The organism is Scytonema hankhaensis NUACC26 (assembly GCF_045865695.1).
GTDB lineage: Bacteria > Cyanobacteriota > Cyanobacteriia > Cyanobacteriales > Nostocaceae > Scytonema.
The window spans coordinates 1-24,266 of the sequence record NZ_BAACAP010000139.1 but is presented as its reverse complement, the minus strand read 5'-3'; the positions used below and the strand labels follow the sequence as shown (position 1 = coordinate 24,266).

Here is a 24,266-nt window from a genome sequence, read left to right as displayed (position 1 = left end):
TAACTTTACTATCAAAAGGATAAAGAAAAATGTCATCCAACAATTCCCACATACTAGTGCAATTGAATCGAGAACTTCCCTTTGTTAAAGCAGTGTTTGATGTCATCGAAGGACGCTCTGATTTAGACACTGTAGTACATATATTAAAGTCAGAGGAACAAGCTTATGGAGTGTTTATTCATGCCAATGAATTCCACGCTCTATGGGGTTTGAGTTTAGTGCCAAAACAGAAGCCTCTTAATGCATCTGAAATGCTGGCTTTAGCACGCACCGATTGGGATAAATTTAGGGAAAACTATATTGAAGTAGGTGCTTCTTCCCTGAATGCCCTTAATCAGTTTCAACTAAAACTGAACTGTTTTCTTGATGCAACAAGTTTAGTATTGCAGGGATCTGAATTTGCCAACGAATGTTTGCTCACGCTTGATGACGGAAGTATATGGACGTTTTCCTTCCGCGAATGGGGTGAATATTTATTTGAGTGGGCAAATCACAATGAATGGATGCAACAGTTTGGTAGTTTCAATGAGGCTGCGTTTGCATTTTATTGTGATAAAATCATCAACGATTATCAACAATGGGCAAACATTGCTTTTGCCGCAATTAAGCAGAAATGTTCAATTTAAATCCAGTTATTTTTTTGATGACTCCTATCTCATCCTACACTGCCTAACTGAATGAAATTATCCCGATTCAAAGTTAATCAAGATGAGAAAATTTACTGAACTTCTTCAAGACATTAAAGATAACCCGGTAAAATACTTAGATCAACTATCAATTACTTATCTTCATTCATTCTTAGTTGGCTATTTAAGTACTCTAATTGATTTGGGATTTATTCAAGAAGGTTTCGCAATGAATGGACTGATTTTGGGAAAGGAGTCGTTAATTATGAAAGGAGGGAGCAAGTATCAACCACTTTTTGAATACCTACAGAACAGCGATCGCACAGAAATCACCCTGACTTTTGCAGAAATTGAAACATTAATGAATAACAGTTTACCAGAAACAGCACGAACCCAACGGCGGTGGTGGGGAAATCGTAGCAAAGGCGCATTACAAGCTTCAGCTTGGATGAACGCAGGATACGTTGTTGGAGAAATTGACTTAGAAACAGAGCGTGTAACGTTTCGCAAGCCTGCTAGCGGTTACAAAGTTCAATCTGTGGCAGACACTACAAAATGGAACAGCGATTCAATCAAAGCATTACGTTTGAAGATGGGTTTGACACAATCAGAGTTGGCTGAGGAATTAGGTGTTCGTCAACAAACCGTTAGTGAGTGGGAAACTGGAATCTATGAGCCAACTCGGGCTACATCAAAACACTTGAATCTAGTAGCTGAGAAAGCTGGATTTAAGTACAAAACAGGAAAATGAACAAATATACTATCAAAATGTTGGCAGTATTACACGCTAGCGTGTAAATTAAGGTAAGGTGATAACAAAGTTTTCTTTAAATATTCTCATTATCTTCAAGTTACTTTCCAGTTAACGGCAAGGTAACGTACCAGTACCACAAGTCAACCAAATAGAAAAACCAGAAAATACTGAGGAAACTGACAAAGGTGAACTTGATTTAGATTGATAAATAAATGAAACGAACAACACTTGACTCTTTGTTGAGAATTTATGAAAGATTAGAAGATTTAGTTACAGAATTATATACCCTAGCAGATACGGAGTTAGAACTGGAAGCTTTCGAGGATGCTAGCTTGTTCCAGAGTAGAGCAGATATACTTTATGAACAGATGGAGAATTTAGCTGTTGTCATCTCAGAACTAGAGGAATGATGAAAAATGGAAGAACAACTAAAAATCAAAATTAAACAAGAAGGACATCTAGCAGCAGTCTTAAGCCGTCAAGCCGCCGAAGTGTCCAAAGTAGATCGCAAGCAAGGTCTTGATTTAATGAGACAAGCTAGAGACGCGAGCAAGAGATGCCAGTCACTGATACAAGAATTAAAACGCTTGCAAACTGCTTGATTATTGTAACCTAACTACTAGATGGCTCTCAATTTGGAGCTTTCCAAAAAATAAATTATCCATTTTGTGGAACGGAGAGCAGCGTCGTGCGGGGGTTTCCTCCCGTTGAGGCGACTGCGGGGCGAGGACGCCCGTTCTGTATCAGTGGCGGGCTATTGGAGTCAAGCTAATAATGAGCAGGCTCAAAATAAGGCGAAGGAAAAATATTGTGCTACTTATCCCACTGATTCTGAAGTTTGTGCTTGAAAATGGGGTTGACAGAATCAGAGTTAGCTGAGGAATTAGGTATCCGCCAACAAACCGTTAGCGAGTGGCAAACTGGAATCTATGAGCCGACTCGTGCTACATCAAAACACTTGAATCTGGTAGCTGAGAAAGCTGGATTTAAGTACAAAACAGGAAAATGAACAAATATACTATCAAAATATTGACACATTTACACGCTAACGTGTAAATTAATAGAAGCTGATAACAAAGCTTTTGCTTTTTCCATGCAGTAAAAGGCCGTGTTTGCAGCTAACTTGCGTTGAAATCTACGTCGTATTATGGTGGAGTATTAACCACCATAGACGATTTTTGTTAAGCTTTTGTTTATCCTACATTTCCTAAAGTTTTTCCTAGATAATTTAAGATTTCTCTGAATATTTTTTAACTAAAAAGAGAGCAATATTGTAGATTGGAGGTTACTCGATTCTACGTGTATTTTACAAATTATTTAGGATTATTATATTAAAAAAAATCAAGAAAATGAGCAAAAACAAGAATTTTCGGAAAACGTGGAGAACATTAACTGAGCTTGGTTAAGAGTTCGGTGTTTCTGCACTCAAGTTTGGCAATCTTCTAAAACAATATGGACTCAGAGGAAAGGATGGAGAACCGACACAAACAGCAAAAGATGGTGGATTTTTTGAAAAAATTATTCCCAATGAAGGCAAAGCCTATTACTTATGGCATCGCGATAAAACCATTGAGTTTCTTGTCAGTCAAGGTGTTAAGAAAAACGGTGTTTCTGCAAAAGAAGCTTCAAAAACAACGGAAGCAAGAAAGCTTGCACGAGACTGGATTGAAGCTCAAAAGCCTGATGATGAAGGGTCAAAACTTGGTTATCTCATGGCTTGTGAGTTAGAACCTGAAATTAAGAAAATTGGTATCGATTTAGTTCAAGTACAATTGAAGAAACTTGGCTCTAAAATTGTTTTAAATTTTGATGACTAGAAAATACTAGTCAGTTCCACAAGCTGCATAATTAATTAAGATCGCGTAACTTACCACCTGTTATCACCATGTCACACATATCTCAACCACGACGTACCTTACCCCCCCGCAAACCCATATCACTAGAAGAACAAGCCCGCCGTCAACAACACCGCGACTCACTGGCTGCACGATGCCGTGTAATTTTTGAACGAGTCCGCCCGAGTTTGATAGAAGAGCATCGCAACTGGTATATTGCGATCGATCCCGACACAGAACAATACATTATCGATCCAACTTTTAATGGAATAACAAAAAAAGTTTTAGAAGCATATGGTTATGGCAACGAACCAAAACTAACGGTGTACCGCCTTAACGACACGGGTTATTGTGGAAGAATATGATTGATGGACGATTTGGCGATAACAAAGAGTTATTTTTTGAGATTCAGCTTGTTACCGCCAATAATGAAATTTTTTTTGTAGAAGCTTTGTTTGATACTGGATTTACTGATGGTTGGTTAGCCATCAATAAACAAGACTTAGAAGCTTTGGATTGGTCTTTAATGGTTTGGCAAATTGAGATGCAAACAGCACGAGGATTAGCAAAATTCGATATTTACTTTGGTAAAATTATCATTGATGGTGTAGAAGTTTCAATTCCCGTTCATGTTGGTGAGAATCTTCCTGATACTATTGTAGGTTCTTATTGGCTGGATATTATGCGATTGATTGCTGACAAACCAGCTGGAATATTAACACTTGAGATTGTGTCTTCTTAAGGTAATGAAACTTTATGACTGGCACAGTTTTGGTGTAACTTACAGCAGATTGCAAAATGAGGTACAGATTGCTGTAAGGGCGCAATGCCTTGCGCCCCTACCTATATACTTCAGTTACCTGAAAAATGGTGCTTATTTCCTTTCTGGATGGTCTTTCTCCTCTTGAGAGGGAGTCCCCATGTGGTTAATTGTTGCAATGAGTTGATACATTCGCCCTAAGTCTCTTTGGTTGAAGTACAAAACAAGACGAGGTAGATTGAAGGTCTCATCCTGTGCTTCTTGGGGTAATGCTTGACTCTTTTCTATCCGTTCTTTAACTAAAATATCGCTAAACTCAGCATTGAGTTGTTCTACTTCAGCATCAGATAATTCTGACTTAAGACGGATAACTAAGCGATCGCCCACATAACGACTGGAGTGATACACTTGGTAAAACCCAGTAATTGCGTTACAAGCCACATCTAAATCATCCGTTACCGTGTACAGACTGGGATCGTCTGGGCTAACCAAACCTTTTTTAACCAACTGTTCGTTAACATATTCACTCCAAGACCGCCAATAATCGCCTCCTGGAAAGTCAATTAAAACCACTGGCATCGGACCAAACTTTCCTGTTTGACTGAGAGTCATACATTCAAAAGCTTCATCTTGAGTGCCAAAACCACCGGGAAACAAGGCAATCGCATCACTTTCTTTCAAAAGAAATAGCTTGCGGGTGAAAAAATACTTAAAATGAATGAGTTTTGGATCTCCCTCAATAACTGGGTTTGCTGTTTGCTCAAAGGGGAGTTGAATGTTTAGACCAAAAGAATTTTCTCTTCCAGCACCTTCATTCCCGGCTTGCATAATTCCGCCACCACCGCCCGTCATCACCATGAATCCCAATTGAGAAACACAGCGAGCAAAATCATACGCCATACGGTACTCAGGGCTTTCTGAAGATAAACGCGCCGAACCAAAGATTGTGACTTTCCGAACGTGGCGATAAGCATAAAAAAGTTCAAAACCACGTTCCATATCAACTAAGGCAGCTGATAATATTTTCCAATCTAGGCGCTCGATATCACTTTTTGCTAAGTTCACTATGGTAGATAGTGCCTGCATTACATACTGCCGATTTTTTGATGTCGGTAAGTGTTCAAATAATTCAGCGATCTCCGCTTGCAAAGAATTCAATGTGTCTAACGACTCAGATGAGGTCATGAGAAATTTCGCCAAAATGGCTTTAATTTTAGATGAATTTAATGTGGAATAAAAAATAGTTCCTATTTACTTTAGCTTAATCCAAAAAAAGCCTCTCACCTACCGGAACGCAAGCAGTCATCGGTCACTGGTCAGGTGGTCACTGGTCAGGTGGTCACTGATTAGTTGATTTTTGCCACAAATGCAGTATAATATACAGAATTGAAAAAGCGCCTCTAACTAATATAGTGTCGGCGCTAATATTAAGACATAATTAAATTACGAAATCATTTAGTTTTATTGAGAGGCGTGGTATTGAGCGACCTCTCTAACTTGTTTGCGTAACTTTACGTTATGTTTGAGAGCGCGAAGTTCTCCCAATCAACCTGTTGCTGCTAGCACCTTAATGTGCGAGATATTTCTCCAAAGTGTTAGCCAATGTAGTTTTAGGAACAGCACCGACGACCATATCAACTTTCTGCCCACCCTTAAAAATCATAAGTGTGGGTATGCTGCGGATGCCATATTGGCTTGCAACATTAGGATTTTCATCGGTATTCACTTTGACTACCTTCAATTGACCTTCGTATTGGCTAGCAATTTCATCTACAACAGGAGCAACCATGCGACAGGGTCCGCACCAAGGGGCCCAAAAGTCAACGAGAACAGGAACCTCGCTATCTAGGACTTCCTGTTTGAAGGTAGAGTCTGTAACTTGTGCGGCTGCTGACATGCCTAAAGACCTTTGCCTATCTTATGTTTGAGTTTGCTGAAAATTCTACCATAGCAAAAACCTCTGCAATGGAAACTGCTGTGTACTTTTGCTTATAGTAGTAAAACTTCATCCTAAAGACTCATAAGGAACCGCCCGAACGGTAGTCCGGGCGGAGTGTGGTGTGAGGAGTGAACGGAAACATACGTCTCCGCTATTTCTATTCTAGGCGACTTAAGAGATTTTGGGGACTAGCGATTGGGGACTGGGGACTGGGGACTGGGGAGAATAACCAGTCCCCAGTCCCTCATCCCTACTTACCCATACCCAGTTGCTGGGCTTTTTGATAAACTTTGCCTTCAGTTAACAAAGAAGGAGCAATCACCACATCGACTTGTTGCATTTCTTTAATGTTTTTGGCTCCTAATGTACCCATGCTCGTCTTTAATGCACCTAAAAGATTGTGAGTGCCATCATCCAATTGTGCGGGACCTAGGAGAATCTGCTCTAAACTACCCGTAGTACCGACTTTGATGCGCGTACCGCGAGGGAGGACTGGGCTGGGTGTTGCCATTCCCCAATGATATCCCCGACCTGGAGCTTCAGCAGATCTGGCGAAGGGAGAACCTATCATTACTCCATCAGCACCGCAAGCAATACATTTACAGATGTCTCCACCAGTGATTAAACCGCCATCAGCAATCACAGGTACATATTTGCCTGTTTGGTGATAGTAATCGTCACGAGCAGCCGCACAATCTGCTACTGCAGTTGCTTGAGGAATACCTACACCTAAAACACCGCGAGAAGTACAAGCAGCACCAGGTCCAATTCCTACCAGGACTGCAGCAGCTCCTGCTTTCATCAAATTAAGAGTCACATCGTAGGTGACACAGTTACCCAAAATAACGGGTATTGGCATTTCCTGGCAGAATTGAGCCAAATCTAAAGGAGTTATTGATTCAGGAGACAGGTGTGCAGTTGACACGACTGTTGCTTGTACAAAAAAGAGGTCTGCCCCAGCTTTGGCAACAACAGAACCGTATTTACTAGCCCCTGCAGGTGTACTGCTTACTGCTGCAATACCACCTTGTGCTTTAATTTCCTTTATTCGTCGTTCTATAAGTTCCGTCTTAATAGGTTCGGCATACAATTCTTGCATCAAAGGAACAAATTCTTCTTTACCAACCGAAGTAATGCGGTCTAAAATTGGTTCCGGATCGGCGTAGCGAGTTTGGATACCTTCCAAATTGAGGACTCCTAATGCTCCTAACTGTGACAAAAGCACAGCCATACGGACATCTATTACGCCATCCATAGCACTAGCAATAATTGGGATTTCTCTCTTAATATTGCCAATGCTCCAGCTTGTGTCTGCCAAACTCGGATCGAGTGTTCTCCTACCGGGAACAAGTGCAATTTCATCAATACCGTAGGCTCTACGAGCTACCTTTCCCCGCCCAATTTGAATATCCACGCTCTTTATGTTCCCAAATCTATTTAAGCTAGGGTATCAAAATTACAAGGGAGTTGCAGAGATTTTTCTCTCAGTCACTTTTGTAAACTAAATATTACAGAAATATTACAAATTCGGATATCTCGCATCCCACTACGCCTCTATTTGAGCCACAATAGAGTTGTTGTACCATTTTGGATTTTAGATTTTAGATGCGTGGATTGAGAAGGTCTTACCTAGACTTATTCTCAATCGCTTATCTGTTGGATTTTTTTCAAGCTGGTATAACTGTCAACTTATTTTTATTCAGATTCGCCCCCCTTGATTCAATCGGAAACGTTAGAACTACTCGAATGGTCTCGCCTCTGCCAGCATTTGTCTACCTTTGCGGCGACAAAGTTGGGAGTTATTGCAGCACGTCATTTAATCATTCCTGAGTCTCAAGCCCAAAGCGAACAGTTATTAGCTCAAACTAAGGAAGTCTACGAACTGGAAAGCCGTCTAAATGCAGGACTCTCATTTGATGGAATCCAAGATATCGGCGATTCTCTAGAACGCGCTGAATTGCAAGGAATTCTGGCAGGGGACGAACTACTGGCTATTGCCACAACTTTGGCTGGCACTAGAAATCTACGCCGCGTTATCGACAATCATCCAGATATGTCGATCCTTAACGAACTTGTAGCTGATTTACGAACTTATCCAGAATTAGAACAAGAAATTCACAGATGTATTGATGAGAGAGGACAAGTTGCTGACCGTGCTAGCCAAAAACTTGATGAAATTCGCATTTCTTTACGGCAAGTACGCGGTCAGATTATCCAGAAACTACAAAATATTATACAAGCAAAATCAAGTGCAGTTCAAGAACAAGTTATTACACAAAGGGGCGATCGCTTTGTTATTCCCGTAAAAGCACCCCAGAAAGATGCCATACCGGGAATAGTTCACGATACTTCAAGCAGTGGCTCGACATTGTACGTAGAACCAAATTCTGTAGTGCCAATGGGTAACCAATTGCGGCAATTACAGAGAAGAGAAGAAGCAGAAGAAGAAGCGATTCGCCGAAATTTAACTCAACAGGTAGCAGCAGTCAAATCAGACTTGGAAAGGTTGTTGGCAACTGCAACTACCTTAGACCTCGCTGTTGCTAAATCGCGCTATAGTTTCTGGCTCAAAGCAAATCCTCCCCGCTTTATTGATTTCAAAGAAAAAGAAAGCATTACTTTGCGGCGGTTACATCATCCACTTTTGATATGGCAGCATCAACACGAACAAGGGCATCCTGTCATTCCGGTGGATTTGTTAATTCAGCCGCAAATTCGAGTAGTTACTATTACAGGACCAAATACGGGTGGTAAAACAGTTAGCCTGAAAACCTTGGGTTTGGCAGCATTAATGGCAAAAGTCGGTTTGTTTGTACCTGCTCGCGAACCAGTAGAAATCCCTTGGTTTCAACAGGTTCTGGCAGATATTGGAGACGAACAATCGCTGCAACAAAATTTGTCTACCTTTTCCGGGCATATCCGCCGTATTAGTCGGGTTTTGGAAGCGTTGGATACTGGGGATAGGGGACTGGCGACTAGCGACTGGGCGGATATTGGGGATAGGGGACTGGCAACAGGCGACTGGGGACAAGGGAATAAGGGAGACGCGGAGGAGTCTTCTTCCCAATCCCCAGTACCCAATACCCAATCGCTAGCCTCTTCCCAATCCCCAGTCCCTAGTCCCCAATCCCTAGTCTTATTAGACGAAGTGGGTGCGGGAACAGATCCGGTAGAAGGAAGTGCTTTAGCGCTCGCATTATTACAATATTTGGCTGACAATGCACTGCTCACCATTGCTACGACTCACTTTGGCGAACTAAAAGCTCTAAAATACCAGGATGAGCGGTTTGAAAATGCTTCTGTAGAATTTGATGAAAGTACGCTTTCACCAACTTACCGCCTGCTTTGGGGAATACCGGGACGTTCTAATGCTCTCGCGATCGCTCGTCGCTTAGGATTAAAACAAGAGGTTGTAGAACAAGCAAAAACACAACTCGGTGGAGCCAATGACGACGTTAACCAAGTCATTGCTGGCTTAGAAGCACAGCGCCGCCGTCAGGAAACTAAAGCAGCCCAAGCACAAGATTTGTTACAGCAAGCAGAACGTTTGTATAAAGAAGTTTCCGACAAAGCACGGAATCTAGAGGAAAGAGAACAGGCGTTGCGGGCTTCGCAAGAGATAGCAGTTAAAGAGGCAATTGCTCGAGCAAGAGGCGAAATTGCCCAAGTCATTCGTCGCTTGCAACAAGGAAAGCCCACAGCCCAAGATGCCCAGCGAGCAACAAATGCGTTAAGTGAAATTACTGAGAAATACGCACCCGCACCGCCACCAAAACCCAAGGTGGGATTCATTCCCAAAGTGGGCGATCGTATCCGCATACCCAAATTAGGGCAAACAGCAGAAGTTTTAACTGCCCCCGATTCTGACGGGGAGTTAACAGTCCGCTTTGGGATTATGAAGATGTCGGTGAAATTGGAAGACGTAGAATCGCTTGATGGGCAAAAAGCCGAACCAGTCGCTAAACCCAAACCAGCACCAGCCCCGCAACCAGTTCCGCAACCAGCACCAGCGATTCGTACATCTAAAAACACAGTCGATATACGAGGACGCCGGGTTCCTGATGCGGAAATTATTTTAGACAAAGCCATTTCAGAAGCTAACGGACCAATCTGGATTATTCACGGACACGGCACGGGTAAATTGCGACAAGGCGTTCATGCCTTTTTGCAACAGCACCCACGAGTCAGCCGCTATGAAGCTGCTGAACAAGCCGACGGAGGCACTGGGGTGACAGTTGCTTATGTTCAGTGACCAGTGACCAGTGACCAGTGACCAACAATCGGGGAGCAACAATCGGGGAGCAAGATAAATTAATATCTCTTGATTAGAATTATTAATTTATCTTATGACTTTGTGAAAACAGTTTTTCGTCATAGAGTAAAACAAAGATATTTGCTGTTGTCTAATAGTGATAAACGCTGTAGCAGTCGTTGCAGCATATCCTGCAAGGAAACCATTCTAAGTAAAAAAAAGTCTGGTTTCAAAATGGGTAACAGCAACAGCCCCTACCAGCCCGATCACCTATGCTGAAAGTTATGCACACTGCCGCCAATTCCCCCACCCCTAACTCGCAGTGGGAGGATTTAATCAAGATTGGTGCCCCGAACTCCGTTCACTGGGATAATATTAAAACCCAGCTGGATTTGGTGCTGTTGGCGCTAGAAACTTTAACTGGCATTGGCTCTGAGGCAATGCTACAAGCGGCAGTTCAATTGGATTTAGAGTCAAGAGTGCCAGACCGAGTGGCGTTGTGGCGACTGAGACAGTCAAATCCACTACGTAAAGGTCAAGGAGGGAGAAAGAAACTAGATGTAGAAGAAGCTAGAGCGCTGGTTCTTATTATTTGTTACTTGGCAAAACAGCACCAAGAGTTAATTCGCCGTGCTGTTGGGCTGTTGGAACAAATGGCGGAAAGCAATCGCGAACCACATCAGGCGGCTTTACTAGGAGATTATATTGATTCTTTCTGCAACACTTATCAAGAGCGGATGGAGGAAGATGAGACAATCTCCACTGATGAACTAACCCACCTAGCGTTAAAACTTCTTATAGATTTACTTTTTTATAGTAGTCCTGGTGGGCATCGCCGTCTCTGGCTTGCACTTATAGACCGTTCTACAAAATTTTAGATTTGAGATTTCAGATTTCAAACGTCACCCATCTAGAATCCAAAATCCAAAATTCAAAATAACTTGCTTGCAGTTCCTGCCATGCCTGTATCAAATCCTACAATCCGTCGGTATACACCACCCACTTGTACTTTAGAAGTCTTAGCGCAAAGCTCGGCTTTGTCACAGTGGATGGGTAAATCTGTCCTGAAGGAGCTTAGCTTTGAGCTTCGCTTTGACGATCCGCAACTTTCAGATGACAGAAAAGTTACTATTAGAGGCGATCGCGAACAACTCGAAGCTTTGTGTGTTACCGTCACAAATTACGTCCAAGAATTCTTACAAATGTCTCCTGAGAGCTTCTGGGCTAATTTCTCATCAACGAGAGATACCAGTCAAGCATCTGATGAAACATTAGTACCCGATTTTACAAGTTCTTCAACAGCGACGACTACAATCGATCCGTTGAGCGCTCGCATACCAAGTGGAGAAATCCATATCCAACCAAATAGCCATTTGAAACACAATTTGTTTCTCGGCTCTTTGGCAAATTCAACATCTGGTGGAGTGGTTGAATTAAGTTTATTGCAATTGTTCGATTTGGCAACTGCCTTAGACGAATATTCAACTGATGTCATAGCACTTCCAGACCTGAATTCTCATCGTAGAGCATCTCCCATTCCTGTTTGGGCACCTGTTGCTGCAGTTTTAGCGATTGGCGTGGGTTTAGCACCTATAACTTGGCAATATGCAAATCGTCTCAGACAAGAGCAACAAACTGCAGGAAAATCTAAATCGTCATCGCAAACGATTGCTTTACAAGATTCTCCGCCATCAACTCTGTCATCGCCTCTACCAACACTTAGCCCTTCAAACAATAATTTAATAACGCAGCCACTACCAACTTTTGGCGCTAACTTTCCATTACCTTCATCTACCTCTGCTCCATCAGCTCAACCCTTCCCAATCTTACCACCTAACCCTCCTACAGGTTCTCAACCTCAAATACCTTCTGTCTCTCTGTCATCGCCTACATCTACCTTCCCAACGTCTAGTAAAGTTTCGCCTAACGTTGCGATTTTACCTAAGAACGCTTTACCATCTTCTGGAACAGCACTCACTATACCGAGTACAAAGATCCCCCCTCTTGCATCATCTCCACAGAGTACTGCTTCTTTGAATAAAACCCCCGGTCAAAGAGTGACTCTTCAACCAAATGCGAAACAAAGTGCCCTAACATCAGCCTCTAGAGGTGAAATTCCTGCTTTATCAGCTAATTCTAAAAATCCATCATCCAATCCAGAACTTGGATCTTCTTCAGGTATCCCAGCAGTTCCCCCACCTCTGCCCAATATACCTTCTAACTTATCTAGTGCTAGAGGGATAAATTCCAGCACAGAGATTCCACCACTGAATGCTACCACTCCCAACGATACCGACGCACTCATTGCTAAATTGCGTCAAGGTCGCGAAAGAAAAAATAATGTACCTACAGAGGTAGCTGCAAGTAGTAATAACGATCGGTTGTTTGATACATTACAAGTTTCAGAAGCTAGAGAATTTTTGACACAGCGATGGGAACCACCTAGTGGTTTGAAGCAAGCGATCGAGTACAGTTTAGTAGTGGGTGTAGATGGTTCTTTAGAAAGAATCATGCCACTAGGGAAAGCCGCGAGAGATTTTGTCGATCGCACCGGAATGCCTCTCATTGGCGAACCTTTTGTTTCTCCTAGCAAGAACGGACAATCTGTCAAAATTCGAGCAGTTTTTAATCCCAATGGCAAGGTACAAACTTTTCCTGAAAAAGACTAGGGATTAGGGGCTATGGGCTAGTAAAAGTTGTTAAAAGAACAACACATAAACAAACACTACTTAGATAAAAAAAGATGTATAAAATAAGAGGACTGGTAATACCAGTCCTTTGTCTGTAAGCAGGAAGTTGTACGATTAATAACTGGGCTTTTTCCTTTTGAGCTTTTGCCTCTTGCGTCGCTGTTGAGAAGAAACAATAGCCTGGTCTACAGGATAACCAATAAGAGGAATCACTTGGTATCTTCGCTCATCCTCTAGCTTTTTAAGTTTTGTGTAATCGACCCAGTGAATACAATCAACTGGACAGGTATCGATCGCTTCTTGAATTACGTCTTCTGGGTCACCGTCTTGACGCATGACACGAGAACGCCCGTAATCGTCTTCTATGTAAAATGTATTACGGGCAACGTGAGCGCAGTGCTTGCAGCCGATACAGGTTACTTCGTCAACGTAAACCCCTTTCTGCCGTAGCACCCCCCCTAATTCTGGTTCAAAACCGGAACGTTCTGGGTCGTCTCGTAAAAAACCGCCTAATTCTGGCTCGAAACCAGAACGATTCTCCTCCCCTTGTTCCGGTGAAAGGAAATCGGACATTAAGCACTCCAGCGTTGTACGAGTAGGCGAATTGAACCGTCTTCATTTTTTTGCTGTTCTGCAACTTGGAATCCCGCATGAGCCGTTTCTTTAACGACTGTGTGGAATGCATAGCGCTGTGTCACTTGACGTAGAAAACCTTCTACTGTTAAGTTTTGTTGCCAGTATTGCAGATCTGCAACAAGTTCGTACTCTTGACCATTCCATCTAAAACCGATATCGTAACCATTATCTTGTTCAATGGTAATTTCGGCGTTATGCTTTTGACCGCGATATCCACGGACTTCGCGAGGACCTTGTTTCCAGTCTAGACCCAACTCAGATAAAGCATCTTTTAAGGATTCGACATTACGGATTTGGGTTTTAATTTGGCTGAAGTGTGACATGGTGGTTGTAATTCGATGAAACTACACTTTGTATGGAAATTTACCAATCGCTGAAAGCGCTTTGTGTATTTGCTACGTTAGTTTCCTGTACCTTGGTAGCAAAGTGTTCCGAAGTTGGCTCCTGACTCAGTACCTGCCCCAGCTGAGCCTCGATGGCTTTTGTAACTTCCGCACAGGAAGCCCCCACTATGCCAGTGACTTTTTCTTGTACCCGACCGTCTGGATAAATTATGAATTCTAATGTTTCCATGCTTTTAGCCAACCAAAACACTCTCGCTTGGACAGTAATGCTGTAGCAACTGGCTACTAAGGTAGCCTTCTGGGACAGCGTTTTCCCTTAAGCTACAAATTTGCCATTTGTTAACTAATGTTCCATCTCTCAAAATATATATCTCAGAAAGTTAACAAAAATTATTATGTTTGTAAGTCCTTACCTCTGATACTTGTTAGTTTCCCTTAACCTTATCAAATAGTCAAGCTTCAAAATTATATTTGTAAAGATTGTGCCATAAATCTTAAGAACAAGCAGTAGCAGTATCTAAAGGCTGCAAAAACTTAAAGATTATTGAAAAAAATTATCATTACTAGAGGAAAGGCAGATGGCAGAAGCAGTATTGTATTTAGGGGGAGCTAAGGAAAATTCTACATAGTAGGGTGATTGCCCACCAACGGCAAATGGTGAGCAATGCCCACTTACGTGTAATGGTAATCGAATGAGAGTCTAGGAAGTAAAACTATATCAACCAATTTACCAAAATGATTGTTTGTTACAAAAAATACTTTTTTTCTTATCTCAGCATAGCTGTCTTTCTTTGGTGGTGTTTTTATTAATGCTGATGCAAGACCACTTCGCTCAAAGATTATTCTGTCTGGCTTTCAGACTTTTTCTCTCAAGAAACACACTCAGGTTTGTGAAATCCAATCAATTCACTGCAATTGTTCGAGCGTGGAAATAATTTCTTGAAAAACTACCTCAGCAGAAGATGTGACAGCAGAACTTAACTCAAATCCAAAATCAAGATTTTCTGCTTCTATCAAATAAACTATGACTTCTTCGGGAAAGTCTTCTTTGAAAATCTTTTTACCTGCAGCCAATGCATTGTCCCAACGAAAATCATGTAAGCTATAGCTCGGTTCCGGTAATGCTTCGAGTTCTTCTCCTGGAACTTTAAATATTGCCCCTGGTTCTGAACCCGTTGAGCTAGCATCCAAAATCATTAATTTTTTGCTACCTCTTGCTTGAAACATCACTTCCATTCCTGCTGTACCGCAATCATACACTCTTACCTGTGGATGGGGATGTTTGATTAAATATTGCTGTAACTTTTGAGCAATGATTACACCTACAGCATCATCGCTACGATTAAGATTTCCGCAACCTATAATAGTAAACATTAAATAATACTCAACTAGCACTTAGTTTTGCAAGCGCCTAGTACTATCCAAGCTTGACATTGTAATAAACAAAGCACATTTTTCTTTGATCCCATTTACGATCTATCAACCCTTCATCTTTTAGCTTTTTTAAACATCTGCTCACAGCAGCCGAACCATACAAATTTATATCTTTCACTAATAAGGCACTGGTATACGATCTAGAACGTATGTGTTTGATGACAAGTTCCATACAGGAAGGATGAGTTCTACCTTTATTTAACTTGTTTGGAGCAACTGCTTGCTCACTTTCACTGTTCGGAATGAGTATTTTGCTCATGTTGTTTTATTAAATCAGTTTCTCTAATTAATTTCAGTCTAAAAACCATTATAAATAAAATCAATTTTGTTTTTTTATTAAAACGATAAATAAAAGTGATTGATTTTTATTTAAAAAAGTGTATTAGTTTACTTTTGATAGTAATGTAGAGCCTTAAAAGTTTTCTTAGAGACTTCCAAATAAAAAAATCTCTCAAAATTGCTTGTGGTGCGGGCGTTTCGCCTGCCATCAGTATAGGACGGGCTAGAAGCCCATCCCACAAGATGGATAATGTATTTCTTGAAAATTCCTTAGCAAGTCAAAGCTTGCTCGTTATCGTGGGACAAGTTATTCACAATGCCCTTGTTAGTTTTACTACTTTGGGTGTTAGTGTAGTTCTCGCAAGCAGTACTCTTGGGTAACTTTGAGTAGACTTTATCGAGCGGCGATGAAAAAGCTGACGATGATGACGAAAAAGTAGATGAGAATTTAATAGTGAGCGATCGCGTATGGCTAAACTTCGATATGAGCTTTACAGGACGCGATCGCCTGTTCGTGCGTTTGGAAGCTGAAAACACGCCTGGGTTTGATGATGCCACAGATACCGAAATGGCGCGTTTGGGATTTGAAGGCGATAGCAATAACAAATTCGACATTAGCCGATTAGAATACCGCTTTTCTCTAAATAAAACAGCAAATTTATAAAAATCAAGGTCTTGAAACCCACGTAGGTGGGTTTAGTTTGTGTAGTCGCGATTTCAATCGCAAGCCTTACGCCCGTACAAGGTTCATAGAAGTTCTTCTACTTCTTTGTATGTATAAATTAAGCGATCGCTTAGCAAGCGAATAACAAACTCTTGAAAGTTAGCAGTAATTTGAGGATTTTCTTGCTGCATTTTCTGGAGATTTGTTTTGGTCAGACGATATAATTGACTGGGTTGTTCGGTAATTGCTGTTGTTTGATAGGGTATACCAAGGAAAAATGCAATTTCGCCAATAATTGTTCCAGCACTTAGGGTTTGCAGCCTTCGCGTGTGTCCGTTTTTAGGTTGCAAAAACACCGTGATTTGACCTGACTCAATGAAATAAAGAGCATCTGAGATGTTTCCCTGATGAAACAAAGTATGCTGTGCGGGGACAGATATTCGCTCTAAATAACTCATGAAGTTGGACACTTGGTCAGCACTTTGAAAAACTTCATTTAACTGGAGTGCTAGGGGAAAAGAACGGCGACGGCGCAGGGGTAGCGTTTCCAGAATTTGATTTTCACACCATTCAATCCCTCGATCTAAGTCAGGAAAAACATGGATTGACTCTTTACAAGGAACAGTACATCCTCCTTGTTGAAGTTGGTGTTGAATTGTGGGTTGTAAATGGGTAAACACGAGATGTAACTGGTGCTTTTGTGCAAACTGTCGCAGTTTAATAAAGCTGAGTACGGCTGAGGAATCTAATCCACTTACTGAGCGAAAATCTAATACAAGGAACTGAATTGGAAGAAGATCTGTATTTTTGAATCGCGCATTAACTTGCTCCAGTAAAGCGTTAGCAGTGCCGAAAAATATATAACTTTGCAGCAGCAGAATATAAACTTGCTCGCCATCTTGTCTCAAAACTTGCTGTTCGGGGAAACAACGCTGGACATTGCTTTGATAAGTAGCGCCAGAGAAGGTATGTCGGACAATCTGTAGGCGGCTGTAGTTGTACGCGAACAGCGCACACGCGATGATAATCCCGACTCCAACTCCTTCTAAAAAGCCTAAGGCAGCAATACTGACTAAAATAATGAGAATCAATACATACTCTAGGTGAGGAAACTTGAACCAAGCTCTGTATATCCACTCAATCAACAGTTTCAATCCAATTGCCAATAGCAATCCTCCTAGAATAGACTTGGGTATGTATGCTAAAATTCGACTGCCGCACAGTAGGACGATGCCAGAAAATGCCGCCGCAACCAAACCCGCTAAAGGGCTATTGGCTCCTGCAGTACGGTTGAGTAAAGTTCGGTTGATTGTAAGATTACCCACCACACCGCCACACGCACCCGTAATCAGGTTAGCAATACCGTTGGCGCAAAGTTCGCTATCTAATTTGCTTTCCGATTGAGTCGCAATTTCGATTCCGGCGGCATTTAGTAGAATAGCGATCGCAACAACGACTATCATGGCGAAGATATTACCGCTTTGATCTGTTAGTACCTTCCAATCAACTTGAGCGATCGTAGAAAGATTCCAAATATGCCAAATTTGTTCTGTGGGGAAAGCTTCTAGAAACCATCCTTTAGGTGAAACGGGAAAAAATAAATTCACTTCCCACCAGCTCAAGTGAAACAGGATAATTCCCCCAACAAGTAAAGACGGTAACACGAGGGCGTGTTTAAAGTAACGACTAGCAGCTATCTGTACAACAGCAAATATGAATCCGGGGAGCCAATGTACCAGAGTACCCCATTGCATCAAGCGCGGTAATTCATTCCACCCCAAAGGGAAACCGACCATTACCTTGAAAGAAGCGCGGGTAATGAGCCAACCCGTACCAGCGAGAAACCCTCCCATAACGGTGTAAGGTATAAACCGCCCCCAGCGTCCTAAATGAAGCTTCCCTATTGCATATAATGCCAAACCTGTCAAGAGCGTGCTGAGAGCGATCGCCATCCATACAGTAGGAAATATGTTTTTAGAATTATTGGTTATGTGAAGATGCTCGGCGATCGCACTAGTTACCAAAGCAAGAATTGCAATAGAGTTAGAATCAGGGCTAGCAATAGCAAAAGGAAAAGAGCTTCGTAATGACACAACAACGCCAATGATAACCGAACTGATGAGAACACTACTCACTCCTTGCGGAAAAAAGGGAGATAAAAACCCTGAAAAAATTAGAGCTGCAAAAGAAATACTATAAGAGATATTAACCAATCCTACTGTCAGACCCGCAAACACATTATGTAAGACTTTCTGTAGCGATATTTCATGCAATATAAAACTCCAATTTGATTTTTGAACTCCCCTAGTTCTCCCCTCCACTTTCTTAGCGCCTTTGCGATTTCTTAAAATTTTCATAATTCAAATAATACCTATTTAAAAGAAAGAATTTGATAGATAGTTGAATAAAATCAAGTCCAAGCAAAGCTTTCTCAATCCAAAATTCCCCAATTCCCAATCCCCAATCGATTACACCATTTTTGATGAGTAACTTATAATTTGTTGGGCGATCGCTTGTATTGCTTGCGACCAAGGATGATTGGGATAACGCAAGCCAAAAATCCCACTACTAGCAAGATGCGCCATTTCCTCAGACAAAGGTAATATTCCAGCTAACGGCACATTGTAAGTAGCTTCTATTTGCTGCTGAAATGCATTGGGATTAAAAATAGGTAACGCCTTATTAACCACTAAAAGTATTTCTGTCACAGCCAGCATCCGAGCCAGCTCCACAGTCACAGCAGTCCCTTGGTAGTCTTGATAGTCAGGACGCAAAAGAACTATCAACAAATGAGAAACCGTAATTGCTTGGAGTGTTTCTTCATTAATTCCTGGATGAGTATCAACCAACAAGTAATCCAATTGCAAATCTCGAATCAATTCTTGAAAGCCATTAAGCAGCATCTGTTCGTTATACCCCTCCCGTAGAATCCGGGTAATATTATTTGGTTGGATGCTAGAAGGAATCAGATAAATTCTGCCACTTGAGGTTCCAGAAGACTGCTTTGACAATACATGACTGACATCGTAAGCAGAATCGCGGATAGCGCAATTACCCCAAAGAAAGTCGTTAAGGGTTTGATTGACAATTTCTTCGTCTAACTCAAACAGTATGTGAATTCCTGGGGATTGAATATCTGTATCCACAATTCCTACACGCAATCCCTGACTAGCGAGACAGGTTGCGAGATTGCTGGTTAAGTTTGATTTACCAGTTCCTCCTCGGTAGGAGTGAATTGATATAATTTTTGGTTGTTTCTCCTGTTCTCTTCCTCCCCTACTTAAGTGTTGTTTTGCTTCCCTATCTTCAAGTTTTTCTGCCTCTTTCGCCCGTTTTTGTAGTTGTTGAAAATGATCGGTTTCAACAATTTGAGACACCATCAATTTATGTTTGGCTCCATCAATTGCTATCTGGAGATTTTGAACTTGTTTTTGCAAGCACTGTTCTCGGAGATACGCTTCGGATACCATCCGTTGAAAAACTCTAGCGAGTTGTCCGAGCTTGTCGTCGTGTTGAGCCAAATCGGTTAAAGTTTGAGGATCGAAGGTATTAGTTTCTACTTCTGCAGCAGCAGTCGTGAGTTGTTCTACTTGTTGCAAATAGAGCCTTTCTTTTTCTCGCAGTCGTTGTTTTTCAAGATGAACGCCAATTCTTAGTTTTAGCATGGTGAGATCGAAAGGCTTGAGGAGGTAATCTTCAGCTCCGAGTCCAATGCATTTAACAATACTTTCCATCTGGTCTAGAGCGGATATCATAATGACAGGTATGTTTTGCCAGACAGGATGGTTCTTGAGTAACTGCAAAAATGAAAATCCATACATACCTGGCATAATGAGATCCAGAAGGATCAAATCGATGTGCTTTACTGTTAATTCTGATAGGGCTTCATCACTGTTAGTCGCCGTAACAACTTCATACCCTTCTCGTTCCAACTGCCTTTTGAGTAAATCGCAGTTTGTTTCATTGTGGTCTACTAGCAAGAGTTTTCCTGTTTGTGTGACTTCCTGACTAAGTATTTCTTGTTGTATGGAAAGAATTGTCGTGTTAGCATTTTGCACCAGTTCTGTTGTCTTCTGGTTTGACAATTGTGCTGGTATTGGATGTGCTGTATTGTGAGCTACCTGCGACTGCTCGTGCGCTATGCTAACAATGTCAGTCACCGTATTTAGTAAATGCTTAGAAGCAGTATAAATCTTTTCTAAATCAGGAAGAAATTGTCTGCTTGCTCCTTCTAGAAGCATTTCACAATAACCCATGATTGTGCTTAGAGGCGTAAGCATTTCCAAGCGAATGTTGGCGGCAAAGCTGTCAAGATTATTGCTAGATTGGCTGGTTTCTAAATGAGCAGGATCGAGGATCGTCTTTACAAGTTCGAGCAACTGCACTCCACTGTTTTGAATTTTCTGAAGATCGCTAAATACCTCAGAATCTAATTGAGATTTCATCTCGTCCAAAAGTAGTTCGCTGTAGGCGATAATGGCATTTATTGGCGTACATAACTCATGACGTAAGTAATTCAACAGAGCAGGTTGAATGAGCTTTTCTTGAGGAATTAAAAGTTCTTGTTCTTCTTGGCTCACAATTACCGCACCCCCTGCTTGCAAGAGTCGAGCGAACTATAGATTTCATCAAGGATTTGCGCCTTACTCATAATTTCATCCTCGACTTTTCGTTGCATTGCGCCTGACAAAGTGATACCACTAAGCACAATTCCAAAGAATACTATTGTGAGTAGCAACGTAAACTTGCTGCCTAGCTTAAGTTTCCCATTCACACCATAGCCCTCAAACATAAGCGCCAACCTTAGCAATACCGTTTATTTAACTTAATCTTGTATGCAAATACAATAGGAAAAATCATGATATAATTCCCTATTTTTGCATAAAAGTACAACAGAGATCTGCCGCCATATACTTTATTGGTGCGATGGGATTAAGCTTATGCACTTTAATACTAAGTAATTAGACATAATTAATTTCAATAATGTTTTTGCTTTGCCCTATGCCCCATACTCCATGCCCAACTTGTTCGGTTACTTAAATAAATTAAATCATTTGCAAAAATTTCCAGTGCCGTAGGGTAGATATTGCCCACTACTAAGACTTTTGTATACCATAGTTCTACCTACTTGTATTTCAATAGTTAGAGCTTGTACGTTTATCTATAATATTTTTGGCAATGAGTATTAATATTCAAAAAGAAGAATTTAGTTACGCCTATATTTATGCTGTTGTGTCAGCAGCAGGCTATTCTTTCCAAAAGTCTTCTAGACCAGTAGATGTGGGGGGAATAGACGTATCCATTATGGGTACAGTGTCAGATGAAATTCTTTATGAGCCTCAGTTAGATTTGCAAGTAAAGTCTACATCACTTGATGTAGTGACCGAGGAATATATCAGGTATCCTCTCAAGCTTAAAAACTATAATGAATTAAGAAAAGAAAGAACTGTTGCACCACGAGCCTTAGTAATCGTTTTAATTCCTGAAGATTTAAATGAGTGGATTAACCAATCTGAAACTGAACTTTGTATCCGACGCTGTGCTTATTGGATATCTTTGCGCGGTCAGCCGCAAACCCAAAATACAGAAAGTGTTACTGTTTACATACCTCGTCAAAATTTATTTACAGTCGATGCACTAAAAACCTTAATGCAGCAAATCCAAACAGGAGGTTCATTATGAGAGCGATTATCTCTGACATCCCTATTCTGAGCCATCTTCAACCCGAGCGAGTAGAAGCTTATTTGCTTCATAATGGTTGGCATCAAAGAAACCGAATTCCTGATAAAGTATCCATTTGGACACGGGAGTCTTATTCAGAAGACAAACTCAAAATCCAGTTACCTTTAGACCCCAAGTTTGATGATTACCCTCTACGGATGTCTGAAATTATGGAAATTTTAGAGAGAGCAGAAAATCGGTCACAATTGGATATTTTAAGCGAACTTATTACACTAGTTGGGAATACTGAAATACAGGGTTTGGTGACTCAAGCGCAATCTAATACGGAGGGTGAAGGTGGTAACGTTACAATTTTAGGTGTAGTTATGGATAAGCTACAAAAAATTCATATTCACTTGGGTGAACCAGAATATAGTGTAGCACGTCAAGCTTATACAGAACGCTTGCCTATTGTGTGTACTGGCGATTTGATTAGGGAGGACAGCAGCTTTACTCTGAAAAACCTACAAAACTTTAGCTTAATGTTCGATACTCAAATTTAAGCTACTTCTAAAAAGTCTCTTGTTGATGGATTATTTGGAAAAAATACAGCAGGTGAAACTTTGAAAAATTCCCCAAGCTTTTGAATATGTTCGACTGTTAATTTACGCTTGCCTTTAAGTATATCGGAAACAATTGATTCAGTTTTGAAGATACTAACTAAATCTTTTTGTTTTAGATTAGTTTCTTCAATCAGAACTTTGAGAAGTTCTACTCCATATATATCTGGAACCAAATCTTGCTTTTCTTCGTATTCATGAATTAACATTCCTAATACGAATAAATAGTCTTCTTCTTCCTCCGTCAAGTTTCCTCGGTCGAGTAAGCGATCGACTATAACTTGAGTTTTTTCAAAATCTTCTTCAGATTTTATAGGGCGTGGGGGAAAAGATATAAGTAAATCTGTATAACTAGTATTTTCGGAAGTCATTTTACAATTGTAATGATACTTATTTTTTAACTAAAAAATTGATAATTTACAAATTTTATTTTAAATTAGAATAATGTTGTTAACTATCAAACCATTCGTCATCTTTCCATTTTTCCGCGCTGTATTCAGCATGAGTTAGGAAGTCACGAATAAATATTATTTTTTTTTGTAGTCAATGTATGTTATTAACCTGTATTGATTGCCTCCAATATTAAAAACAACGAAATTTTTTACTTGGTCAGGATTAAAAAGAGAAGTAGCTTTTACATCAGCAAAACTATTCCATTCTTGCGCTTTCACAAGCTTCTTCCATGCTCGTAAGCCTGGTTCAGCATTGGGATGCTTCTCGTAACCTTTCTTGAGCGTGGTTTCTTTGATGATACGCATACATTTGGGCTTTCTTTAGACAAAAAATTAAACATAGACTCAATCCTTATCTCAATTATTTTCTAGGATCTTAGCAAATTGCGAAGCTAAAATGCAAGTGTTATATACATCGCTAATTGCCACAAATCCTCAAACGGATCGGGCGTTTGCGATCGAGTGGAATGCTCTCTAAGTGACAGCAGTTAAAACTGCATTTGGTCGTGAAGCAGCGTTGCAGAAAGGTAACATTCGTAGACGACTGCTGAACCCGTTCGCGTAGCGTCTCCGTAAGGAGATAGGGCGCTTCCTCCTTGCAATAAATTGACAAGGCTCCCGCGCTCCCATGTTATTTTAGGTGGTTGAGTTTAGCGATCGCGATCGCTAAAACTGAGGTTAGCTAAATATGAAAAAGGATGAGGTTTATCTAAATTTGTGGAAGCACTTTAACATCTACACCATATTTCTGACCGATTTCATACAACTTTACAAGTTGCTCTTTCAAGGCTTCAGCTAATTTCTCATCTGGTGGTACAATAACTTTCTTGCCTTTTGGTATTAAATATAAAACGTACAGCGCAATAAACTCAACTAAAGTTCCTAAACCCGGTAAAGCATGTTGGTCTGCTTGTTTTCCTGCAAGGAGAAGAGCTAAACCACCTTCTATTGAGTTCCTTGTTACTTCTAAAAATTGATCGATCAGTTCTTGGACAAAATCCTGTGGCGAAAGGTTATCTAACTTTTGTAAATTGGGAGTAAATTCATATCCTGCTGCTGTTGCTTGCTCTAAAACACACCATTGTGTAAATTCTTGCAGTGCTTCATCACTCAGATGTGAAAGATATTTGTGTAATGTTGGTTCTGTCACAGGTTCTCCAATGTAAATGTAAAGAAGAGAATTTCAGATTATGGCGATGCTTACTTGTATCCAATAAAGTTCTTGTGGTGCGGGCATCTAATCAAAGTTCTTGTGGTGCGGGCATCTAATCAAAGTTCTTGTGGTGCGGGCATCTAATCAAAGTTCTTGTGGTGCGGGCA

The 24,266-nt window shown here is 40.9% G+C and carries 27 protein-coding genes; 14 read left to right on the top strand and 13 right to left on the bottom strand.

Annotated elements, in window-relative coordinates; genetic code table 11:
- Positions 1-29: 29 nt before the first annotated feature.
- The 8 genes from ACKTT2_RS09020 (at position 30) to ACKTT2_RS08985 (ending at position 3,957) form a co-directional block, all read left to right on the top strand.
- Entirely contained in the window at positions 30-626 is a 597-nt protein-coding gene (locus tag ACKTT2_RS09020) for a hypothetical protein (RefSeq protein ID WP_407885856.1), read from the top strand.
- 82 nt (positions 627-708) lie between these two features.
- Positions 709-1,377 (top strand): helix-turn-helix domain-containing protein, encoded by a 669-nt coding sequence (locus ACKTT2_RS09015; RefSeq protein ID WP_407885854.1) that lies wholly within the window; start codon positions 709-711, stop codon positions 1,375-1,377.
- A 215-nt stretch (positions 1,378-1,592) separates the two neighbouring features.
- Positions 1,593-1,790, top strand: a complete 198-nt coding sequence (locus tag ACKTT2_RS09010) for a hypothetical protein (protein WP_407885852.1) — start codon at positions 1,593-1,595, stop codon at positions 1,788-1,790.
- 6 nt (positions 1,791-1,796) lie between these two features.
- Positions 1,797-1,982: a hypothetical protein gene (locus ACKTT2_RS09005; protein ID WP_407885850.1), complete on the top strand. Its 186-nt coding sequence runs from the start codon at positions 1,797-1,799 to the stop codon at positions 1,980-1,982.
- Between the two features lie 248 nt (positions 1,983-2,230).
- Positions 2,231-2,389, top strand: coding sequence for a helix-turn-helix domain-containing protein (locus ACKTT2_RS09000; RefSeq protein ID WP_407885848.1), 159 nt, complete (start codon positions 2,231-2,233; stop codon positions 2,387-2,389).
- Between the two features lie 443 nt (positions 2,390-2,832).
- A complete protein-coding gene (locus tag ACKTT2_RS08995) occupies positions 2,833-3,108 on the top strand; it encodes a hypothetical protein (protein WP_407885846.1) in 276 nt (91 codons plus the stop codon).
- A gap of 157 nt (positions 3,109-3,265) precedes the next feature.
- Complete coding sequence (locus tag ACKTT2_RS08990) at positions 3,266-3,580, top strand: hypothetical protein (protein WP_407885844.1); 315 nt, start codon at positions 3,266-3,268, stop codon at positions 3,578-3,580.
- On the top strand, positions 3,577-3,957 hold the full coding sequence (locus ACKTT2_RS08985) for an aspartyl protease (RefSeq protein WP_407885842.1): 381 nt from the start codon (positions 3,577-3,579) through the stop codon (positions 3,955-3,957). Before ACKTT2_RS08990 ends, ACKTT2_RS08985 begins: the two co-directional genes overlap by 4 nt.
- A 132-nt stretch (positions 3,958-4,089) precedes the next feature.
- On the opposite strand, the gene ACKTT2_RS08980 is transcribed toward ACKTT2_RS08985, so the two are convergent.
- The 3 genes from ACKTT2_RS08980 to ACKTT2_RS08970 all read right to left on the bottom strand — a co-directional run bounded on the left by ACKTT2_RS08980 (position 4,090) and on the right by ACKTT2_RS08970 (position 7,328).
- Entirely contained in the window at positions 4,090-5,160 is a 1,071-nt protein-coding gene (locus tag ACKTT2_RS08980; protein ID WP_407885840.1) for an LOG family protein, read from the bottom strand.
- Between the two features lie 382 nt (positions 5,161-5,542).
- Positions 5,543-5,872, bottom strand: a complete 330-nt coding sequence (trxA, locus tag ACKTT2_RS08975) for a thioredoxin (protein ID WP_407885838.1) — start codon at positions 5,870-5,872, stop codon at positions 5,543-5,545.
- 292 nt (positions 5,873-6,164) lie between these two features.
- Complete coding sequence (locus ACKTT2_RS08970; RefSeq protein WP_407885836.1) at positions 6,165-7,328, bottom strand: GuaB3 family IMP dehydrogenase-related protein; 1,164 nt, start codon at positions 7,326-7,328, stop codon at positions 6,165-6,167.
- Between the two features lie 300 nt (positions 7,329-7,628).
- Here ACKTT2_RS08970 and ACKTT2_RS08965 point away from each other — a divergent pair, with 300 nt between their 5' ends.
- From ACKTT2_RS08965 to ACKTT2_RS08955, 3 genes are all read left to right on the top strand, one after another.
- On the top strand, positions 7,629-10,166 hold the full coding sequence (locus tag ACKTT2_RS08965) for an endonuclease MutS2 (RefSeq protein WP_407885834.1): 2,538 nt from the start codon (positions 7,629-7,631) through the stop codon (positions 10,164-10,166).
- Between the two features lie 272 nt (positions 10,167-10,438).
- Positions 10,439-11,044, top strand: coding sequence for a DUF3038 domain-containing protein (locus ACKTT2_RS08960; RefSeq protein ID WP_407885832.1), 606 nt, complete (start codon positions 10,439-10,441; stop codon positions 11,042-11,044).
- A gap of 81 nt (positions 11,045-11,125) precedes the next feature.
- Entirely contained in the window at positions 11,126-12,835 is a 1,710-nt protein-coding gene (locus ACKTT2_RS08955; protein WP_407885830.1) for a DUF4335 domain-containing protein, read from the top strand.
- A 135-nt stretch (positions 12,836-12,970) separates the two neighbouring features.
- On the opposite strand, the gene ACKTT2_RS08950 is transcribed toward ACKTT2_RS08955, so the two are convergent.
- The 5 genes from ACKTT2_RS08950 to ACKTT2_RS08930 form a co-directional block, all read right to left on the bottom strand.
- On the bottom strand, positions 12,971-13,429 hold the full coding sequence (locus ACKTT2_RS08950) for a ferredoxin (RefSeq protein ID WP_407885828.1): 459 nt from the start codon (positions 13,427-13,429) through the stop codon (positions 12,971-12,973).
- Positions 13,429-13,815, bottom strand: a complete 387-nt coding sequence (locus tag ACKTT2_RS08945; protein WP_407885826.1) for a DUF1257 domain-containing protein — start codon at positions 13,813-13,815, stop codon at positions 13,429-13,431. The genes ACKTT2_RS08950 and ACKTT2_RS08945 overlap by 1 nt, the downstream gene beginning before the upstream one ends.
- Before the next feature lie 40 nt (positions 13,816-13,855).
- Entirely contained in the window at positions 13,856-14,065 is a 210-nt protein-coding gene (locus ACKTT2_RS08940) for a DUF2997 domain-containing protein (RefSeq protein ID WP_155749691.1), read from the bottom strand.
- A gap of 677 nt (positions 14,066-14,742) precedes the next feature.
- On the bottom strand, positions 14,743-15,210 hold the full coding sequence (locus ACKTT2_RS08935) for a hydrogenase maturation protease (RefSeq protein WP_407885824.1): 468 nt from the start codon (positions 15,208-15,210) through the stop codon (positions 14,743-14,745).
- Between the two features lie 43 nt (positions 15,211-15,253).
- Complete coding sequence (locus ACKTT2_RS08930) at positions 15,254-15,529, bottom strand: hypothetical protein (protein WP_407885822.1); 276 nt, start codon at positions 15,527-15,529, stop codon at positions 15,254-15,256.
- 474 nt (positions 15,530-16,003) lie between these two features.
- On the opposite strand from ACKTT2_RS08930, the gene ACKTT2_RS08925 reads away from it, so the two are divergent.
- Complete coding sequence (locus ACKTT2_RS08925) at positions 16,004-16,213, top strand: hypothetical protein (RefSeq protein WP_407885820.1); 210 nt, start codon at positions 16,004-16,006, stop codon at positions 16,211-16,213.
- 83 nt (positions 16,214-16,296) lie between these two features.
- Here the strand turns inward: ACKTT2_RS08925 and ACKTT2_RS08920 are convergent, their stop codons facing one another.
- Positions 16,297-18,570: a SulP family inorganic anion transporter gene (locus tag ACKTT2_RS08920; RefSeq protein ID WP_407885818.1), complete on the bottom strand. Its 2,274-nt coding sequence runs from the start codon at positions 18,568-18,570 to the stop codon at positions 16,297-16,299.
- A gap of 111 nt (positions 18,571-18,681) precedes the next feature.
- On the bottom strand, positions 18,682-20,793 hold the full coding sequence (locus ACKTT2_RS08915; protein ID WP_407885816.1) for a response regulator: 2,112 nt from the start codon (positions 20,791-20,793) through the stop codon (positions 18,682-18,684).
- Between the two features lie 598 nt (positions 20,794-21,391).
- On the opposite strand from ACKTT2_RS08915, the gene ACKTT2_RS08910 reads away from it, so the two are divergent.
- Complete coding sequence (locus tag ACKTT2_RS08910) at positions 21,392-21,895, top strand: DUF4365 domain-containing protein (protein ID WP_407885814.1); 504 nt, start codon at positions 21,392-21,394, stop codon at positions 21,893-21,895.
- Positions 21,892-22,437 carry a hypothetical protein gene (locus ACKTT2_RS08905; protein WP_407885812.1) on the top strand — a complete coding sequence of 182 codons (546 nt, stop codon included), beginning with the start codon at positions 21,892-21,894 and terminating at the stop codon, positions 22,435-22,437. Before ACKTT2_RS08910 ends, ACKTT2_RS08905 begins: the two co-directional genes overlap by 4 nt.
- Here the strand turns inward: ACKTT2_RS08905 and ACKTT2_RS08900 are convergent.
- The 3 genes from ACKTT2_RS08900 to ACKTT2_RS08890 form a co-directional block, all read right to left on the bottom strand.
- Entirely contained in the window at positions 22,434-22,865 is a 432-nt protein-coding gene (locus tag ACKTT2_RS08900) for a helix-turn-helix domain-containing protein (protein WP_407885810.1), read from the bottom strand. The two genes, ACKTT2_RS08905 and ACKTT2_RS08900, sit on opposite strands and share 4 nt — an antisense overlap.
- A gap of 156 nt (positions 22,866-23,021) precedes the next feature.
- Positions 23,022-23,252: a type II toxin-antitoxin system HigB family toxin gene (locus ACKTT2_RS08895; protein ID WP_407885808.1), complete on the bottom strand. Its 231-nt coding sequence runs from the start codon at positions 23,250-23,252 to the stop codon at positions 23,022-23,024.
- A 403-nt stretch (positions 23,253-23,655) separates the two neighbouring features.
- Complete coding sequence (locus ACKTT2_RS08890) at positions 23,656-24,096, bottom strand: hypothetical protein (protein ID WP_407885807.1); 441 nt, start codon at positions 24,094-24,096, stop codon at positions 23,656-23,658.
- Positions 24,097-24,266: the final 170 nt, after the last annotated feature.

What these genes read in the sequence shown, in the direction of transcription:
- ACKTT2_RS09020 (WP_407885856.1), top strand. Translation starts at nt 30, where the DNA reads ATGTCATCCAACAATTCCCACATACTAGTGCAATTGAATCGAGAACTT.
- ACKTT2_RS09015 (WP_407885854.1), top strand. Translation starts at nt 709, where the DNA reads ATGAGAAAATTTACTGAACTTCTTCAAGACATTAAAGATAACCCGGTA.
- ACKTT2_RS09010 (WP_407885852.1), top strand. Translation starts at nt 1,593, where the DNA reads ATGAAACGAACAACACTTGACTCTTTGTTGAGAATTTATGAAAGATTA.
- ACKTT2_RS09005 (WP_407885850.1), top strand. Translation starts at nt 1,797, where the DNA reads ATGGAAGAACAACTAAAAATCAAAATTAAACAAGAAGGACATCTAGCA.
- ACKTT2_RS09000 (WP_407885848.1), top strand. Translation starts at nt 2,231, where the DNA reads ATGGGGTTGACAGAATCAGAGTTAGCTGAGGAATTAGGTATCCGCCAA.
- ACKTT2_RS08995 (WP_407885846.1), top strand. Translation starts at nt 2,833, where the DNA reads ATGGACTCAGAGGAAAGGATGGAGAACCGACACAAACAGCAAAAGATG.
- ACKTT2_RS08990 (WP_407885844.1), top strand. Translation starts at nt 3,266, where the DNA reads ATGTCACACATATCTCAACCACGACGTACCTTACCCCCCCGCAAACCC.
- ACKTT2_RS08985 (WP_407885842.1), top strand. Translation starts at nt 3,577, where the DNA reads ATGATTGATGGACGATTTGGCGATAACAAAGAGTTATTTTTTGAGATT.
- ACKTT2_RS08980 (WP_407885840.1), bottom strand. Translation starts at nt 5,160, where the DNA reads ATGACCTCATCTGAGTCGTTAGACACATTGAATTCTTTGCAAGCGGAG.
- trxA (WP_407885838.1), bottom strand. Translation starts at nt 5,872, where the DNA reads ATGTCAGCAGCCGCACAAGTTACAGACTCTACCTTCAAACAGGAAGTC.
- ACKTT2_RS08960 (WP_407885832.1), top strand. Translation starts at nt 10,439, where the DNA reads ATGCTGAAAGTTATGCACACTGCCGCCAATTCCCCCACCCCTAACTCG.
- ACKTT2_RS08955 (WP_407885830.1), top strand. Translation starts at nt 11,126, where the DNA reads ATGCCTGTATCAAATCCTACAATCCGTCGGTATACACCACCCACTTGT.
- ACKTT2_RS08950 (WP_407885828.1), bottom strand. Translation starts at nt 13,429, where the DNA reads ATGTCCGATTTCCTTTCACCGGAACAAGGGGAGGAGAATCGTTCTGGT.
- ACKTT2_RS08945 (WP_407885826.1), bottom strand. Translation starts at nt 13,815, where the DNA reads ATGTCACACTTCAGCCAAATTAAAACCCAAATCCGTAATGTCGAATCC.
- ACKTT2_RS08940 (WP_155749691.1), bottom strand. Translation starts at nt 14,065, where the DNA reads ATGGAAACATTAGAATTCATAATTTATCCAGACGGTCGGGTACAAGAA.
- ACKTT2_RS08935 (WP_407885824.1), bottom strand. Translation starts at nt 15,210, where the DNA reads ATGTTTACTATTATAGGTTGCGGAAATCTTAATCGTAGCGATGATGCT.
- ACKTT2_RS08930 (WP_407885822.1), bottom strand. Translation starts at nt 15,529, where the DNA reads ATGAGCAAAATACTCATTCCGAACAGTGAAAGTGAGCAAGCAGTTGCT.
- ACKTT2_RS08920 (WP_407885818.1), bottom strand. Translation starts at nt 18,570, where the DNA reads ATGAAAATTTTAAGAAATCGCAAAGGCGCTAAGAAAGTGGAGGGGAGA.
- ACKTT2_RS08910 (WP_407885814.1), top strand. Translation starts at nt 21,392, where the DNA reads ATGAGTATTAATATTCAAAAAGAAGAATTTAGTTACGCCTATATTTAT.
- ACKTT2_RS08905 (WP_407885812.1), top strand. Translation starts at nt 21,892, where the DNA reads ATGAGAGCGATTATCTCTGACATCCCTATTCTGAGCCATCTTCAACCC.
- ACKTT2_RS08900 (WP_407885810.1), bottom strand. Translation starts at nt 22,865, where the DNA reads ATGACTTCCGAAAATACTAGTTATACAGATTTACTTATATCTTTTCCC.
- ACKTT2_RS08895 (WP_407885808.1), bottom strand. Translation starts at nt 23,252, where the DNA reads ATGCGTATCATCAAAGAAACCACGCTCAAGAAAGGTTACGAGAAGCAT.